General features: G+C 65.3%; 12 protein-coding genes. 6 read left to right on the forward strand and 6 right to left on the reverse strand.

The genetic code is table 11. From position 1 onward, the window contains the following. Nucleotides 1-97 precede the first annotated feature (97 nt). Together ACKTEK_RS13140 and ACKTEK_RS13145 are read left to right on the forward strand one after the other, a co-directional pair. The gene (locus ACKTEK_RS13140; RefSeq protein ID WP_409165745.1) at nucleotides 98-697 is read left to right on the forward strand and encodes a CarD family transcriptional regulator; all 600 of its coding nucleotides are present in this window, start codon (nucleotides 98-100) and stop codon (nucleotides 695-697) included. Nucleotides 698-925: 228 nt separating this feature from the next. Further along, nucleotides 926-1798 (forward strand): RNA polymerase factor sigma-32, encoded by an 873-nt coding sequence (locus ACKTEK_RS13145; protein ID WP_409165746.1) that lies wholly within the window; start codon nucleotides 926-928, stop codon nucleotides 1796-1798. Between the two features lie 74 nt (nucleotides 1799-1872). Here ACKTEK_RS13145 and ACKTEK_RS13150 read toward each other — a convergent pair whose 3' ends face one another. Then, entirely contained in the window at nucleotides 1873-3303 is a 1431-nt protein-coding gene (locus tag ACKTEK_RS13150) for a M48 family metalloprotease (protein WP_409165747.1), read from the reverse strand. 337 nt (nucleotides 3304-3640) lie between these two features. On the opposite strand from ACKTEK_RS13150, the gene ACKTEK_RS13155 reads away from it, so the two are divergent. Genes ACKTEK_RS13155 through ACKTEK_RS13165 form a run of 3 tightly spaced genes read left to right on the forward strand, consistent with a single transcriptional unit; the run spans nucleotide 3641 to nucleotide 8527 of the window. Continuing rightward, the gene (locus tag ACKTEK_RS13155) at nucleotides 3641-6325 is read left to right on the forward strand and encodes a DUF3772 domain-containing protein (RefSeq protein ID WP_409165748.1); all 2685 of its coding nucleotides are present in this window, start codon (nucleotides 3641-3643) and stop codon (nucleotides 6323-6325) included. A gap of 26 nt (nucleotides 6326-6351) precedes the next feature. Beyond that, the gene (locus ACKTEK_RS13160) at nucleotides 6352-6897 is read left to right on the forward strand and encodes a CAP domain-containing protein (RefSeq protein WP_409165749.1); all 546 of its coding nucleotides are present in this window, start codon (nucleotides 6352-6354) and stop codon (nucleotides 6895-6897) included. Nucleotides 6898-6910: 13 nt separating this feature from the next. Continuing rightward, entirely contained in the window at nucleotides 6911-8527 is a 1617-nt protein-coding gene (locus tag ACKTEK_RS13165; RefSeq protein ID WP_409165750.1) for an AMP-binding protein, read from the forward strand. A gap of 4 nt (nucleotides 8528-8531) precedes the next feature. Here ACKTEK_RS13165 and ACKTEK_RS13170 read toward each other — a convergent pair whose 3' ends face one another. From ACKTEK_RS13170 to ACKTEK_RS13180, 3 genes are all read right to left on the reverse strand, one after another. Next, the gene (locus ACKTEK_RS13170) at nucleotides 8532-9650 is read right to left on the reverse strand and encodes a GNAT family N-acetyltransferase (RefSeq protein ID WP_409165751.1); all 1119 of its coding nucleotides are present in this window, start codon (nucleotides 9648-9650) and stop codon (nucleotides 8532-8534) included. 155 nt (nucleotides 9651-9805) lie between these two features. Further along, nucleotides 9806-10345: a DUF924 family protein gene (locus ACKTEK_RS13175; protein ID WP_409165752.1), complete on the reverse strand. Its 540-nt coding sequence runs from the start codon at nucleotides 10343-10345 to the stop codon at nucleotides 9806-9808. Nucleotides 10346-10365: 20 nt separating this feature from the next. Continuing rightward, entirely contained in the window at nucleotides 10366-12162 is a 1797-nt protein-coding gene (locus tag ACKTEK_RS13180; protein ID WP_409165753.1) for a long-chain-acyl-CoA synthetase, read from the reverse strand. 94 nt (nucleotides 12163-12256) lie between these two features. On the opposite strand from ACKTEK_RS13180, the gene ACKTEK_RS13185 reads away from it, so the two are divergent. Further along, complete coding sequence (locus ACKTEK_RS13185) at nucleotides 12257-12490, forward strand: sulfurtransferase TusA family protein (RefSeq protein WP_409165754.1); 234 nt, start codon at nucleotides 12257-12259, stop codon at nucleotides 12488-12490. Between the two features lie 40 nt (nucleotides 12491-12530). Here the strand turns inward: ACKTEK_RS13185 and ACKTEK_RS13190 are convergent, their stop codons facing one another. Both ACKTEK_RS13190 and ACKTEK_RS13195 read right to left on the reverse strand, forming a co-directional pair. Then, nucleotides 12531-13877, reverse strand: a complete 1347-nt coding sequence (locus ACKTEK_RS13190) for a D-alanyl-D-alanine carboxypeptidase family protein (RefSeq protein WP_409165755.1) — start codon at nucleotides 13875-13877, stop codon at nucleotides 12531-12533. 221 nt (nucleotides 13878-14098) lie between these two features. Beyond that, nucleotides 14099-15778 (reverse strand): hypothetical protein, encoded by a 1680-nt coding sequence (locus ACKTEK_RS13195; RefSeq protein WP_409165756.1) that lies wholly within the window; start codon nucleotides 15776-15778, stop codon nucleotides 14099-14101. Between the last annotated feature and the right edge of the window lie 28 nt (nucleotides 15779-15806).

Consider the following 15806-nt stretch of genomic DNA (forward strand, 5'->3'; position numbering starts at 1 on the left):
CCGCCTCGGTCCACCGGTCCGGCCTCTTTGTGTTCCGGACAGTGACAGAGACGCCGCCATGTATCGGTTCGGGCGACAGGGAAGCGTTGGAGCATTAATGAGCAAGACAGCCAAGAAGAACCAGTCCCGCGAAGGATTCAAGACGAACGAGTACATCGTCTATCCAGCTCACGGCGTCGGCAAGATCATTGCCATCGAGGAGCAGGAAATCGCGGGCGCCAAGCTTGAGCTTTTTGTCATCACCTTCGAGAAGGACAAGATGACGCTTCGCGTACCGACCTCCAAGATTGCCAATGTCGGCATGCGCAAGCTGTCGGAGACCGATTTCGTCGCCAAGGCGCTGGAAACCCTCACGGGCCGCGCCCGCGTGAAGCGCACCATGTGGAGCCGCCGCGCGCAGGAATACGAAGCCAAGATCAATTCCGGTGACCTCGGCTCGATCGCCGAAGTGGTTCGCGATCTCTATCGTTCCGAGAACCAGCCCGAACAGTCTTACTCCGAGCGCCAGCTGTACGAGTCCGCTCTCGACCGCATGGCCCGCGAGATTGCCGCGGTGCATGGTTCCACCGAAACCGAGGCGATCCAGGAAATCGAGAAGATGCTCGCCAAGGGTCCGCGTCGCGGCGCCCGCAACGAGGCCGAGGACGATGCCGAAGGCGAGTCCGACGGGAGCAGCGACAAGGTCGAAGCTGCCTGATTCCAGCCACTTGAGGCCTATGCGGCTCCCGTAACGGGATTGTCGCGTTGACACGTTAGTGATGAGCCCGGTCCCTGCGGCCGGGCTTTTCTATTGTGCGCTGCCACAACTCAGCCGTACTCTGGGAGCCGACTTCACAAAAATAATGGACAAAAAATTTGATCTGAATCGCCCCTTACCGCGTTAGGTCTGGCGAGGGGTTCCGAAAAGGGCGAGGCGAGACGGGTTATGGCACAGATATTCGGAAACGATCGCAAGATGGTCCGGGCGGCAATGTCCGCCCCTTACCTGGAGCGTGACGAGGAGCACGAGCTCGCTGTCCGCTGGGCCACCGAAGGCGACAAGAAAGCCCTCCACAAGCTCGTCTCCGCGCACATGCGACTGGTGATCTCCATCGCATCGCGCTTCCGCCATTTCGGCCTGCCCATGGGCGACCTGATCCAGGAAGGCCATGTCGGCCTGCTTGAGGCATCCAAGCGTTTCGAACCGGAGCGGGAAGTGCGCTTCTCCACCTACGCGACGTGGTGGATCCGCGCTTCGATCCAGGACTACATCCTGCGCAACTGGTCCATCGTGCGCGGCGGCACCAGTTCCACGCAGAAGGCCCTGTTCTTCAACCTGCGCCGGCTGCGCGCCAAGCTGTCCGGCGGTCCGGACCGCAGGCCCGACTCCGAGGTTCACGACGAGATCGCACTGGCGGTCGGCGTGAAGCGCGAGGACGTTGCGCTGATGGATTCGCGGCTCTCAAGCCTCGATTCCTCGCTGAACGCACCGGTTGCGGAAGGCGAAGGCGGAACTGTCTCCGAGCGCCAGGACTTTCTGGTCGACGATCAGCCGCTTCAGGACGAGACCGTCGGCGGTGCAATCGATGAAGAGCGCCGCAAGCGCTGGATCAACGGCGCGCTGAAGGTCCTGTCTGACCGCGAGCTTCGCATCGTGCGCGAGCGCCGGCTATCGGAAGAGAGCGTGACGCTGGAAGCGCTGGGCAAGGTGCTCGGCATTTCCAAGGAGCGCGTGCGCCAGATCGAGAACCGCGCGCTTGAAAAGCTGCGCGCGGCGCTGCTCAGCGATCTGCCGGACGGCGACAAGGCGATGATCTGACGATCATCCGATCACGAATTTGAACGAGAGGACGGGGCCCGCGCGGCCCCGTTTTCATGTCTGCTCGAACGCCCTCAGCGCTCGGCGATGACCTTGACCTTTTCGCCCGGACGCAGCGATTGGCCCGGCTGGATGCCGTTCAGCGTCAGGAACCGCTCCAGCCGCATGTCGGAATAGGACATCCGGTTGGCGATCGTGACAGCCGTGTCGCCGGGGCGCACCTGCGCGATGCGCACCCGCAGGGGCGAGACCGAACTGGCGGTGTTCTGATCCACGTAGCGGAAGGTATTCACAGCATTGGCGAAGTCCGCCTCATCGTTCGGCGCGGGCTTCTGCGTCGCGTGAATGAAACGGTAGACCTCGTTGTTGCGGCCACGGATCAGCGCGATGCGGAACTGCCAGCTGTCGGCATTGGCGACCGCGAACGCAGCCTCGCGCCCGTTGACTTCCCCGCCGCTGATCGACTGGACGGTGCCGCCACTCACGGCGTTGCGCTTCAGGTGGTCCAGCAGCGTTCGGCGCGCCGGAACCTCGATCCCGTCAAATCGCATGATCGCACCGTCCGGCGCGAAGCCAACGACGGCATTCGGCGCGTTCTGGACGCCGTAGCTGTCAGGCATGGTGAAGGTGATGCCAAGGCGCGGATGCAGGAACGTACGGTCGCGAACGTAGCCTTCGCTCGGATCATCGCCGTAGAGAATGCCCTCGATGGCGGAGAGATAGCGCTGCTCGTTGCGCTCACCGCCACCCTCCGGCAGCACGGTGCGCGCGTCGCTTTCGGCAGCGGCAATGCGCTGCGGCGTGGTCGGATGTGACGCCGTCAGGTCGACCCGGCTCGGGTCGTAGCTGCGGTTCATCATCCGCGAGTGAAGCGCGTTCTGGCGGTCGAGCGATGTCAGGAACTGCGCTGCAGCGCGCGGGTCGTAGCCCGCCTTCGCCATGATGCGGATGCCGACCGCGTCGGCTTCCAGCTCCTGCTGGCGGGAGAACTGCGCCACCTGGCTGCGCGCGAAATCGGCACCCTCGTCGCCGCTGCCCGGCCCGCGCGACATGTCGGCGATGACCTTGCCGACGGCGGTGGCGGACACCGCCTGGCGCTGGCGCTGCAATCCGTGACGGCTATCGATATGCGCCATCTCGTGCGCGATGACGGCGGCAAGCTCGGCCTCGTTGTTGGCGAGCGCCAGCAGGCCGCGCGTCACGTAAATGTAGCCGCCGGGCAGGGAAAACGCGTTGATCGACGGCGAGTTGAGCAGCGTGACCTTGTACCCGTTGGGGCCGGACGCGGCTTTTTCGGCAAGCCGCCCGGTCACGGACTGGACGTAGGAATTGAGATCGCCGCTGGCGTAGGGACCGCCGAAGGCTGCCAGCACGCGCGGGTTTTCCCGCGCCCCGATCCGCGCATCGCGGCGGTCGGCATCAGCGCCTGCCAGGAAGCCGGGATTGTTGACGTCGAGCGAGGCACAGGCGGAAACCAGCAGGCCTGCGCACACCACGGCAGCCACGCTGGCAACCAGTGTACGGGCTCTCGCACGCCCATTCTGCAGGCGCACGGCTGAAATTTGCCGATCCTGATGGTTGGTGATCACGTGCCTGTCGCCGACGTTGAAAACTGCCCCAGAGAAATCATTAGGCGCTTGATATAGCCGCTTCGTTACACAACGTCCCCAAAAAAAGCGAACCGGCCTGCGCACGGCAAAGTATGTCCAGCAACGTGGCGAAATGGCGGCGCTGTCCTAGGTTGCCTTTCGACACATCACCCGAATTCTGCCTCCATTATCGGTTCTTGACCCTGCTCGGGAATGATGGGCACACCTTTACGCCATGAAAGACGGTTCGACATTGCATAGCCTTCGCCTTGTTTTGCGCACGCTCGCTCTCGCGACGCTGCTGATCGGTTCACCACTTGCGGCCCAGACACCGCAGGACGATGCGAACACGACGACAACCGGGCAGGCCCCAGCGGCCACGCAGCCCGCTGCGCAACCGGCAGCCCAGCCGGCCGCACCTGCTGGCGAGCAGCCGACCGCAGACCCCTCCCAACCCGGCGCAACGCCGCCTGCCGCGCCGGCAGATCCGAATGCCGCGCCGGCCACGGCGCAACCGGTGGAACCGCAGGCGACCGCGCGCCCCGCGCAGATTGCTGCAGCTGCCATCGAGGAGCAGCGCCAGACGGTCAATGCCTGGAAGGCTGTCGTCGACAGCATCGAGGCGGCCATGCGCCGCGACACGCGCGACGACGAAGAGCTCGTTACCCTGCGCCGCCAGCTCGAACCGATCCGGGCCGAGGCTCCCAACCTGATTGCAGGCCTGCAGGAGCGCGTCCGCGTCATCGAGGCGCGGATCGCCCAGATGGGCGAAGCGCCTGTCGATGGCGAGTCGGCCGAACCCGAAGCCGTCCAGCAGGAGCGCCAGGCGCTGAACGCCGCCCTCAGTGACGTGAAGGGCCTGCTGTCGCAGGCGCGCGTCATCTCGGTGCAGGCAGAGCAGCTTGAAGCCCGTATCTCCCAGTTCCGCCGTGACCAGTTCACGGCACGGCTGACCGAGCGCAACCGCGCGCCCTACGACCCTGCCCTTTGGAGCGAGGTTTTCACCCAGATGCCGCAGGTCTGGCGGCGCCTGACCCTGCTTCTCGGCGAAGGCTCGCGCGCGGCACTCAACAACATGACGCCGTCGCCGGAGGCTTCGGCCTACGCGATCAATCTGAAGCTGCTGCCAATCGGCCTGTCGATTGCCGTGGGCATAGCCATGGTGCTGTTCGGCCGCCAGAAACTGCGTCGGCTCTACAAGCGTGTGGCACGCGATTCCGAACCCTCGGCCCTGGAGAAATATGCCGGCGCGACATGGATGATCGTCGTCGATGCGCTGGTGCCGATCATCGCCGTCTACCTGGTGCTGGCAGCGGTCCAGTCCTCCGGCATCCTGCCCGAACGGATGCTGGCGCTGGTGCGGGGCGCGGTGGTCGCAAGCTGGTTCTACCTGTTCCCGCGCGCGCTCATCATCGCGGTCCTCGCCCCCCACGTGCCCACCTGGCGGCTGCTCTCCCTGCCGCAGGAACAGGCGCTGGCGCTGACCCGCGTGCTGTTGACGATCGTGGCGCTGCTGGCGATCGACGAATTTTTCGATACCGCCTTCGACGTCATCGCCGCACCCTTGCAGGTCGAGATTGCGCGCAGCGGCATCTACGCGCTCCTGATCGCGCTTATGGGTATTTGGGGCCTTCGCATCATCGCGGCGGGCCGCCCCGGCGGTGACGACGAGGAACACGAAGGCGACCTTGTCCCGGACGAGGCATCGGTCGTGAAGGGCAAGCCCTCGGCGCTCTTCCGCATCCTGTACCTGCTGATCTTCGGCGGCATCATCGTCTCCGCGCTTCTCGGCTTCGTGGCCCTGTCGGCCTATGCCGCGACCCACGTGGTGCTGGCCTCTTCCGTCGTCGCCGTCACGGTCATCCTGGTCGCCTTCACCGACGAGCTTGCCTCCACGCTGGTGGGTGGCGGCACGGGGCACATGTCGAAGCTGAGCCGGGGCATGGGGCTGTCACGCTCCACCGTCGAGCAGTTCGTGGTGCTCGGCAGCGGCGCGTTCCGCCTGTTCCTCATCATCTGCGCGGCCGTCCTCGTCATGGTGCCGTGGGGCTTCGACACGTGGCAGTGGAGCGGCTGGGTCCGCTCCGCCTTCTTCGGCATCCAGGTCGGCGAGATCACCATCTCGCCGTCGGTCATCATCTCCGCGATCGTCGTCTTCATTATCGGCCTGATCGCGACCCGCACCATCCGCACCTGGCTCGACAACAAGTACCTGCCGCGCACCAATCTCGATGTCGGCCTGAAGTCATCCGTCTCGACCGCCTTCAGTTATGTCGGTCTGATGGTGGCAGCGGCCATCGCCATATCCTTTGCCGGCTTCGACCTGGCCAATCTCGCCATCGTGGCCGGCGCGCTCTCGCTTGGTATCGGTTTCGGCCTCCAGTCCATCGTCAACAACTTCGTCTCCGGCCTGATCCTGCTGGCGGAACGCCCGGTGAAGGTCGGCGACTGGATCAAGGTCGGCAGCGACGAGGGCACGGTCCAGCGCATCAAGGTGCGCGCCACCGAGGTCCAGACCTTCGACCGCGCCACGGTCATCGTGCCGAACTCCGACCTGATTTCCGGCTCGGTCAAGAACATGACCCTGTCGAACAAGACCGGTCGCCTGTCGGTCAATATCGGCGTCGGCTACGATTCAGATGTCGAGAAGGTGCGCGACATCCTCCTGGAGCTGGCCCGCTCCCACCAGCACATTCTCGGCTTCCCCGGTCCAAACGTTTATTTCATGGATTTCGGTGCAAGCTCGCTGGACTTCCGCATGGACGTCTACCTTGCGGATATCGGAAATGTTCTGGTGGTGGGCAGCGATCTGCGCTATGCGATCCTCGCCCGGTTCAGAGAGGAAGGCATCGAGATTCCGTTCCCGCAGAACGATCTCAACGTGCGTGGTCCGATCCGCATCACCACCGATCCCGAACCGCAAGGCGAGACGAATTGAAGTCTCCGAACAAGGATTTTCCTGAAATGACCCTCCCGGTCGCCAATGCCACGCAGCGGACCCGTGTCCGCGCGCTAGCCGCCTGCCTGCTCGCCTGCACGTTGGCGGCCGGACTGGCCGCATGTTCCGGTTCGACCTCGAACCAGCCCGCCTTCTACCAGAACCTGGCAAGTTCTAGCGGCAACCTGAACGAGGCGAACGCCCGCGACTTCATTAACAACTACCGCCGCACGCAGGGCGTCGGCGAAGTGCAGCTCAATCCCGCGCTGACGAGCCTTGCGCGCTCCTACGCCGCGAGCCTTGCCGCCAACGCGACCGCAAGCCGCCCGAACCCTGACGGCCGCCTGAAGGGACGGCTCCAGTCAGCCGGCTACGAGGCCGCCGACGTGGAAGAATCCGTCACCGCCGGCTACCACACATTCGCCGAAGCGTTTTCCGGTTGGCGCGACAGTCCGCCCCATCGCAAGACCATGCTGATGAAGAACGCCCGCGACATGGGCATCGCCGCCCACTACGCGCCGAATTCCAAGTACCGGGTCTACTGGGTGCTTGTGATGGCGCAGCCGAAGTAGTCGAAATCGTGCGATGCTGAACCGGGCGGAGACATACAAGGGGCTCGTCGACGGGTTCACCTGGCAGGTTCCCGAGCGCTTCAACATCGGCGTCGCCACGACCGACGCCTGGGCCGAGCGCGAGCCGGACCGCCCGGCGATCTTCAGCCGCACGGCCGACGGCAACGTGGAAGAGGTCACCTATGGCGACCTCGCGAGCGGCTCCACGCGGCTCGCCTCCAGCCTGTCGGGCCAGGGCATTCGCCCCGGCAACCGGGTCGCGATCCTGCTGCCCCAATGCCCGCAGACGCCAATCGCCCATGCCGCGATCTACAAGCTGGGCGCCATCGCAGTTCCGCTCGCCCTGTTGTTCGGCCCCGATGCGCTGGCCTACCGGCTGAAGGATTCCGGTGCGCGCTGCATCATCACCTGCGCGCAGGGGCTGGAACGGCTTCAGGACATCGAGGACCTGCCGGAAGAGCTTGAACTGATCGTCTCCATCGACGGGAAGTCCGGCGATGCCCAGTCGTTCGATGCCCTCGTTGATGCGGGCCGCGATGATTTCGCGCCCGCCGACACAGGGCCGGACGACCCGGCCCTGATGATCTACACCTCCGGCACCACCGGGCCAGCCAAGGGCGCACTGCACGGGCACCGCGTGCTTCTGGGCCACATACCCGGCGTGCAGATGCCGCACGAGTTCCTGCCGCAGGACGGCGACATGCTGTGGACGCCCGCGGACTGGGCCTGGGCCGGTGGGTTGCTGAACATCCTGCTGCCGGGCCTGCTGCTCGGCGTGCCGGTCGTCTGCCAGCGGGTGGAGAAGTTCGATCCGCTGCAGGCCTTCGCGCTGCTGGAAAGCATGAAGGTGCGCAACGCCTTCATCCCGCCGACCGCGCTGCGCATGATGCGCACGGTGCAGAACCCGTCTTCACGCTTCCACCTGATGCTGCGCACGCTGGCCTCGGGCGGTGAATCGCTGGGGCGCGAGACCTACGATTGGTCGCGCGAGCAGCTTGGCCTCACGGTGAACGAGTTCTACGGCCAGACGGAATGCAATCTCGTGCTGTCGTCGTGCGCCGAGATCGGCGTGTCGCGGCCCGGCGCAATCGGCATGCCGGTGCCCGGCCACACGGTCGGCATTATCGATTCAGACGGAAACGAACTGGAGCCGCACCAGACCGGCCAGGTCGCCGTGAAGCGGCCGGACCCGGTGATGTTCCTGGAATACTGGAACCTGCCCGGCGCGACCCGCGACAAGTTCGTCGGCGACTGGATGCTGACCGGCGACCAGGGTATGACCGACGACGATGGCTACGTCTATTTCGTCGGGCGCGACGATGACGTCATCACCTCGTCCGGCTATCGCATCGGTCCCGGCGAAGTGGAAGATTGCCTGATCGCCCATCCGGACGTTGCACTGGCAGCCGTTGTCGGCAAGCCGGACCCGGTGCGCACGGAAATCGTGAAGGCCTTCGTCGTCCTGAAACAGGGGCGCAGTCCTTCCGACGAATTGTCCGCCGAAATCCAGAAATGGGTGCGCGAGCGCCTTGCGGCGCACGAATACCCGCGCGAGATCGCCTTCCGCGATTCCCTGCCCCTGACGACGACAGGCAAGGTGATCCGCAGGTTGCTGCGCGACGAAGGCTGACGCCTCAACCCTTCAACTTGTGCTTGAGCCGGCGTGCCTGCCCGCGCAGGCGTTCCAGCAGGTTGGCCGTGCGAAAGGCAGGTCCCGCCCGGCCGCCGGCGGACACCACCACGTCTCCCATCGCCATGTGCTCGCCCAGCACGAGGTCGGCAAGCGGATGGTTGGGCTGCGCGCAGGAATCGATCAGCATGTCCGGGTTCTCGTCTCGCAGCATCCGCACCGCGGCCATGAACAGGTGCTTGCCCGGTGAGTGCTTCGCGTAGGCCTCGTCATAGGCGATCTTCCACAGCCAGGCGGTCGTGCCCTCGGTGAAGGCAATGAGCGAAGCAATCGGCTTGCCGTCGAGCGACATGACAAAGATGCGCGCCATGCCGCCTTCCGCCAGCCGTTGCACGACGTCGCGCGCCAGCGTGAGCGTCGTGTCGTCGCGCGCCAGTGCCGTTCCCGCCTCGCCCTTCCAGCCACCAACCTCGAGCGCGAGAAATGCATCCAGCGCCTCGGACGCCTCGTGCGGAGATGCCGCGGCGGTTACGCTCACGATGCCTTCGGCCTCGAGCCCGGCAAATTGTTGGCGCAGCTTCTTGCGGCGTGACCCGCTCATCGCGTGTGCGAGATAGTCGTCGCCGGAAAGCGGCTCGCGCGCCACAGCACGCTGATGACCGGAATGGACGTAGAGCGGCTTTCGCACCGAAAGCAGGGCGGCGGCAAACGGCGAATCCAGCAGCAGCGTTGGCAGCAGCACGATCCCCGGCAATCCTCTGTCGGCGGTGATCGCGTCGAACAGGGCAATGGTCGCGGCCTCCGCCTGCGCGCGCGCAACCAGCGGCAGGCTGGCGGGGGCATTGGGGTGGGTCCATGCTTCGACGATGGGGAACGGCAGACCCCAGCGATTGCGCACCCGCATGGGCATCAGGCCGACGAGTTCCTCGCCCGTAAAGGCGGCAATGGCCTGAAGCGCATTGCCGACACCCAGCGCCTCGGCGGCGGGAAGTGCGAAATCGGGGTGATAGAAGATGTTCGGCGTCGCCGCGTTTTCGGCCAGCTTGCGCCAGTCATCGACGCGGGACGCAAGTTCGCTCCAGCCAAGCCGCTGACAGTGGATGGGTTGGGATTGCGCGTTCATTCACATGCAAGCTGAGTGGATTTCGTCCGGCTTCTTGTTCAGGCTCCGCCAGGTCAACCGGCAACCGCGACCGGGACGAGGATCGCGGCCATTGTGAAGTTCCCTGCGCCCGCACTCAAGAATTACATTGGACTGCGCCTCTGGCGCGGTAGCGTTCAACCACCAAAGCCCCCGGTGCGCATGTATGCCGCTTCCTCCGCCGTCGTCTTGCGGCCAAGGATCTCGTTGCGGTGGGGAAAGCGCCCGAAACGGCGAATGGCGTCCATGTGGATCAGCGCATAGCGATGGCCCTCGTCGTCACCGTCTGCGCGGCACAGGTCGACGCAGCGCGTCTGCGCGTCGATGTCCTCGGCATGCATGAAGGGCATGTAGATGAAGCGGCGCGCAGGCAGCGCGTAGGCCAGGTGGAATCGCTTGGCGATGGCCCGGTCGGCCAGCGCCAGAGCCTTGTCATCGGTTGCAAACATGCGCGGCGTGTCGCGGAACATGTTGCGCGGCATCTGGTCGAGCAGCAGGATCAGCGCCAACGCAGAGTGCGGCACCGCCTCCCAGTCGTCGAGCTGTCCGGCTTCGGCGGCCTTGAAGGCCTCGCCGCAATGTTCCTCGCATTTCGCGTCGATCGCCTCGCCGCCGCCGAACCATTTTTCCGGTCCCGCGTCCCACCAGAACGCGAGCACTTCGAGCGGATCATGCATGGATTTGTCCTCGCCGCGTGTCAGAGCCGGAAATCGCCGACCTCGATCTTGCGATACAAATTGATGTCGAGGCGCTCGAAGGCAAATGAATCGGGATTGTTGAAATAGAGCGGATCGGCACTGCGGCGCGGGTCGAACCCTTCCGCGCGCAGGTCCGTCTTCTTGACCTTGAAGGTGCCGGTCACGTCCAGCGTCGAGAGCAGACGCAGGAAGCGTGGCCGCGAGTAGGAGGGCAACTCGCGCTCGAGGTGTTCGTGCAGGGCCACGAGGTCGAGGTCGCGATCGCTGACGATGGCCGCCATCCCGGCCCGCCCGTTGTGCAGCGGCACGGTGACGCCGTAGACGTTCGCCTGCCTGATGCCGGGAAACGCGGTCATCACCTCTTCCACTTCCGAGGTGGAGACGTTTTCGCCCTTCCACCGGAACGTGTCGCCGATCCGGTCTACGAAGTAGAAATAGCCGCGCTTGTCGCGCCGCATCAGGTCGCCGGTGCGAAACCACGCATCGCCTTTCTCGAAGACATTGCGCAGCACCTTCTTCTTGGTCTCGTCGCGGTTGGCATAACCGTCGAACCGTGACGCCGGGGTCGACGCATCGCGGGAAATCTTGCCGATGGCCTCACCCACTTCGCCGGCTTCGCATTCCACGCAGTGCCCGGCGGCATCGCGCACTGGCTGCTCGGTCTCCACGTCGAACTTGACGACCTTGACCGGGAAGCGGCGTTCCAGCCAGCGCGGGATTCGCCCGATGGAACCCGGCGTGCCGTCGAGGTTGAACAGGGTGACGTTGCCCTCTGTCGCCGCGTACCACTCCACGATGCGCGGAATGGCGAACCGGGACTGGAAGTCTTCCCAGATGTCCGGCCGCAAGCCGTTGCCGTTGCAGAACCGGATGCTGTGCTTCTCCTCGGCGGCCGTCTTCGGCGCGTTCAGAAGGTAGCGGCACTGCTCGCCGATATACTGGAAGGCCGTGCACTTGGTCTCGACGATATCGTCCCAGAAGCTGCGCGCCGAAAATCGTTCGCGGATCACCACGCTGCCGCCGACGGTCAGCGCGATGCCCACGGCGAGAATGCCGCCGGAGGTGTGATACATCGGCTGCGCCACGTAGATCCGGTCATCGCGGTTGGAATTGCAGATGGCGGCAAAGCCGTGCATCGCCGCGACGATGCGGTAGTGGTTGATGACGGCGGCCTTCGGCAGGCCCGTGGTGCCGCTCGTGTAGATGTAGAGCGCGGGGTCTTCATGCGCGATCTTCGGCTTGCGGTCGGCCGCAAGGCCGTCTTCCGGCATTCGTGTCAGGGCCGCGACGAGGTCGAACCCGTGATCGGCCTTGCCATGGACCCACAGTTCCGGCGGCTTGCCCATGTGCGGCAGCGCCGAATCGTGCGCCTCCAGCAGATCGGTATCGACGATGGCCTTCTTCACCGGCACCGCCTGCATGCAATGGCCCAGCGAATGTCCGGTCAGGTTCGTGTTGAGCAGTGCCACGCGCACCCCCGCCCGGATCAGGCCGAACCAGATGGCGAGATATTCCGGGCAGTTCTTCATCAGCAGGGAAACGGTGTCGCCGGGCTCCAGCCCCACCGAAAAGGCCCAGTGGGCATACTGGTTGGCGCGCGCTTCCACCTCGCGGTAGCTGTAGTGGCTATCCTGCCCGATCAGCGCGGGCCGCTCGTCGAAGACGAGCGCGAGGTCTGACAGGATGTCGGGAAAGGTGCGTTCCGGGTCTTTCGTGGCAGCGTTCACGCGCTTCAGCGCCCGCAGCAAGCCACGCATATAGGTCACATCGCTTGCGATGCGCTCCAACAGGCCCATGTTCGTGTCCTCCTGCGTGCAGGAAAGCGCGACTTGCACCGCGATACAAGATGCCGTATCCGCACCGCCACCGGACCAAGGCCAGAGGTATGCCGTGAACGAACGTCTCGATGTGTCAGGGCTGCTGTGCCCGCTTCCCGTGCTCAAGGCCCGCAAGGCGTTGCAGTCGGTCGAGGTTGGCGATGTCCTGGAAGTCCTCGCGACCGATCCCGCTGCCGCAATCGACATTCCGCACTTCTGCAACGAGGCAGGCCACGAGCTGGTGTCGAGCGAGCAGGACGGCGAAACGCTTACCTTCCGCATCCGGCGCGGCGAATCGCGCGGCTAAACGAAGCCGGTAAACTTTTTTTCGCGAACCCGGCCCAGCCTCAGCGAACCGGCCTGCGGCGCGGCACGGGAATGCTCAGGCGCAAGCCCGCAGCATCGCCCGTCATCGGCGCAGCCGCCGGCGGCGGCACGAGCGCAGCAGGCGGCGGCGCAACGGCACCCGGCAGCGGCGTGTTCGCAGCCGGCATCCTGTTGGCGGACGCCATGCGCGGCATCGGTGCCGGGATGGTGCGCGGCATGGACATCGAAGCCAGTTCATCCTTGGCGAGCATGCCGTTGGCATTGACCGTCGTGCCGCTGGCAGGGCCTGCGAGATAAGCCGCGATGCGCTCGGCGCGGGTCATGCGTCCGCCGCCGGAACTCACCTGGATCGCGGCAGCGCCGCGCGTTCCGACGGGATCGGACTCGTCCTCGCCCTCATCGTCATCGTCGTTGGCATTCACGATCGGCACGTCGAACCCGTAGGACGCGATCTCGCGCGGCAGCGGCGGGCGTTGCGAGCGCGGCTTGCAGACATAGGGGCGCATGTCGAACGGCTCGCGCCCGGCGCCCCGGAAGGAATCGATCGTCGTGCGCGAGGACGAGAAGAAGCCGCGCGACCGGTCGAAGCCGTTCTCCAGCAGGTGTGCCGCCACCAGCGAGCGGTAGCGCCCGTTGGGCGCGCCCAGGACCACGGCGATGAGGTGCGTGCGGCCCCGCTTGGCGGACGCCACGAGATTGTATGCCCCGGCGCAGATGTAGCCGGTCTTCATGCCGGTGGTGCCGGGATAGCGCCCCACAAGCCGGTTGTGCGAGCGCAGCGTCTTGCGCCCGACGCGGATCGCCGGGATCTCGAACAGGTTCTGGTACTGCGGAAACTCGCGGTGGATTGCCCGTGCCAGCACCGCCATGTCGCGCGCCGTCGTGTACTGGTTGGGATGGTGCAGGCCGTGCGGGTTCTCGAAATGCGAGTTCGTCATGCCGAGGCGCTGCGCGGTCCGGTTCATCATGGCGACGAATTCTGGCTCGCTGCCGCCCACCGTCTCGCCGATGGCGACAGCGATGTCGTTCGCCGACTTCACGATCAGCATCTTCAGCGCAGCCGACAGGGTGATTCGCGTGCCGACCGGGAAACCCATCTTGCTCGGCGGGTTGGACAGGGCGTTCTGGCTCATCGTCACCGGGGAATCCGGTTGCAGCCGGCCTGAGCGAATCGCGTCGAAGGCGAGATACGCCGTTAGCAGCTTGGTGATGGACGCCGGGTGCCAGCGGTCAAACGCACGGTTGGCAAACAGCACTTCCCCGCTGTCGACATCGACGAGGATGGCAGGCCCGGCCTTGGCGGGCTGCGCCTGCAGCCCGGCGGCAAGGCCAAGCGCCAGCGCGAATGCGGCTAGGGTACGGAACACGACGCGTCGCAAAGCTACGCCCCTTCTGGCTCGGCTCTCGGGCCTTGGGTGATGCCTCGGGTGAATGGTCTTCCGGCGCAACCTCTGTCTCGTGAAGGCGGAACACGGTTGCCTTCAAAGACGGAACACGGACGCTGGGCGCCCGCGAACGGGTTGCAAATCGCCGCGAGTCATAACCCGGCAGCCGCCGTTGGGTAAAGGATGGATTACGTTTTGCCGCCTCAGGCGGCCGCGACGTCGCTTTCATCGCTCGCGGGATCGAGGTCGTCTTCAGGCGCGTCCGTCTCGGTGACGAGGCGTTCGGCAGAGGCGACATCAAGCGGTACCGTGAACGCGATCTCGTTCAGGTCCATGTCCCTGCCGGCTGCCGCGCGCACGAGGCGGCCGCCGTTCTTGGCGAGGATACGGCCCATCGCCCCGATCATGATCGGCGCTTCGGCGCTGTCGGCTGCGTGCATCGCGCGCGCCGGGTCCCCCTTGCGGATCTCGCGCAGCACGAACTGCGCGCCGTCGCCTTCGCGCGTGCCCTGCACCAGCAACGCCGGTTCGCCTTGCAGCGAGCGCGCCCAGATGACGGCAAGCGCGAAGCCGAAGACCTTGCGCAGCGAACTCATGCACCCTTTCAGCGGCGGCAGCGAGTTGTGCTGCACGTCAGGGCGCGGCGCTCCGGTGCTCTTGGTCAGTTCGGTCAGCCACGAGGTGATGAGCAGTTCCGGCATGATGTTGAAGGCGGTTTCACCCGGATCGCTGGCGCTGCTGTCGAGGAGGATGATGCAGGCATCAAACAGGCGGCGATAATCCGCCAGACGGCTGCGGGCCTGGCCGAGCGCCTGCTCGGTCTCGCGCCTGCGCTCGGTTTCTCCGCGCATGTCCGACACCAGTTCGCGCACATCGGCCAGCGCGAGCGTGTAGCCGCGCGCGCTTCCATCCGCCCGCTTCAGTTCCCGCGAGGACACGAGGACCGGCACACCGTCCTTTTCGAACCGCAACTCGCCGGTGGTATCCAGTTCGCCCATGGAGGCCAGCGAGGCCGCATCGCATTTGCGCCCCTCGACGGTGAAGTTGCCGCCCTCGATGGCGCTGGCAACGCCCATCTCGTCCTTGGCCCGGAAAAGTTCGAGCGCCGGGCCGTTCGCAGCGACGATGAACCCGTGTTCGGAAAGGGACAGTGCCGGGAACGGCACGTCGTCGATTGCCGATCCGTCGCCATCGAAGCCGGAAGTCGCGTTGGCGTAGGAAATGAACATCAAGTCGTTGATGGCTTCGCAGAGGCGGGCCAGTTCCTTGCCCTGTATGCCGTCGACCATGAGGCTTCCGGGCGCGTCGTCGGCAGCCTCCAGTGACGTCTCGATGGCAGCGGTAATGGACTGGACCGGCCTGAGGACCTGCCGCGAAAACAGGATGCACGTCACGAGGGCCAGCCCCATCGAAAGAAGCAAACCGGCAAAGCCGACCTGGAGTACGTCGCTGAGCAGTTCCGAATGCAGGTCGGACGCGTCGTAGAGAATGATGAGACCGTGATCGAGCCGCATGTCATCGGCGCTGAGATAGATCTCGAAGTTGCGTGACGAGGAATGAAAGCGCTGCGGAACCTCCATGAGCGCCGCCTGCTTCCACGTCATGAACGGCGCCTGGCCGAACACGCCCAGTTCCGCCCCGATGGCATCCAGCACGCGCCCGCCGCGCACCGGCGTCGAGCGAGCGACGTTCTCGCCGAACTCCATCATGTCGAACAGGTCGTGACGGCTGCGATTGTCGATGCCCGCCGCAACCAGGTGGCGTACATGGACGCCGAGCTGGTCGCGCAGACCGGCCTTCCGCGACATGTAGCTGAGAGAAACGAACGCGACCGTCAGCGCGAGCATCGTGCACAGCACGAAACCCCCGGCACGCAGCGACAAGCTGCTTGAAAATGCCGTGGTCAACAGA

This window comes from Tepidamorphus sp. 3E244, assembly GCF_046159835.1.
Taxonomy (GTDB): Bacteria; Pseudomonadota; Alphaproteobacteria; order Rhizobiales; family Tepidamorphaceae; genus JACKJK01.

What these genes read in the sequence shown, in the direction of transcription:
- ACKTEK_RS13160 (WP_409165749.1), top strand. Translation starts at nt 6,352, where the DNA reads ATGACCCTCCCGGTCGCCAATGCCACGCAGCGGACCCGTGTCCGCGCG.
- ACKTEK_RS13145 (WP_409165746.1), top strand. Translation starts at nt 926, where the DNA reads ATGGCACAGATATTCGGAAACGATCGCAAGATGGTCCGGGCGGCAATG.
- ACKTEK_RS13175 (WP_409165752.1), bottom strand. Translation starts at nt 10,345, where the DNA reads ATGCATGATCCGCTCGAAGTGCTCGCGTTCTGGTGGGACGCGGGACCG.
- ACKTEK_RS13170 (WP_409165751.1), bottom strand. Translation starts at nt 9,650, where the DNA reads ATGAACGCGCAATCCCAACCCATCCACTGTCAGCGGCTTGGCTGGAGC.
- ACKTEK_RS13165 (WP_409165750.1), top strand. Translation starts at nt 6,911, where the DNA reads ATGCTGAACCGGGCGGAGACATACAAGGGGCTCGTCGACGGGTTCACC.
- ACKTEK_RS13140 (WP_409165745.1), top strand. Translation starts at nt 98, where the DNA reads ATGAGCAAGACAGCCAAGAAGAACCAGTCCCGCGAAGGATTCAAGACG.
- ACKTEK_RS13180 (WP_409165753.1), bottom strand. Translation starts at nt 12,162, where the DNA reads ATGGGCCTGTTGGAGCGCATCGCAAGCGATGTGACCTATATGCGTGGC.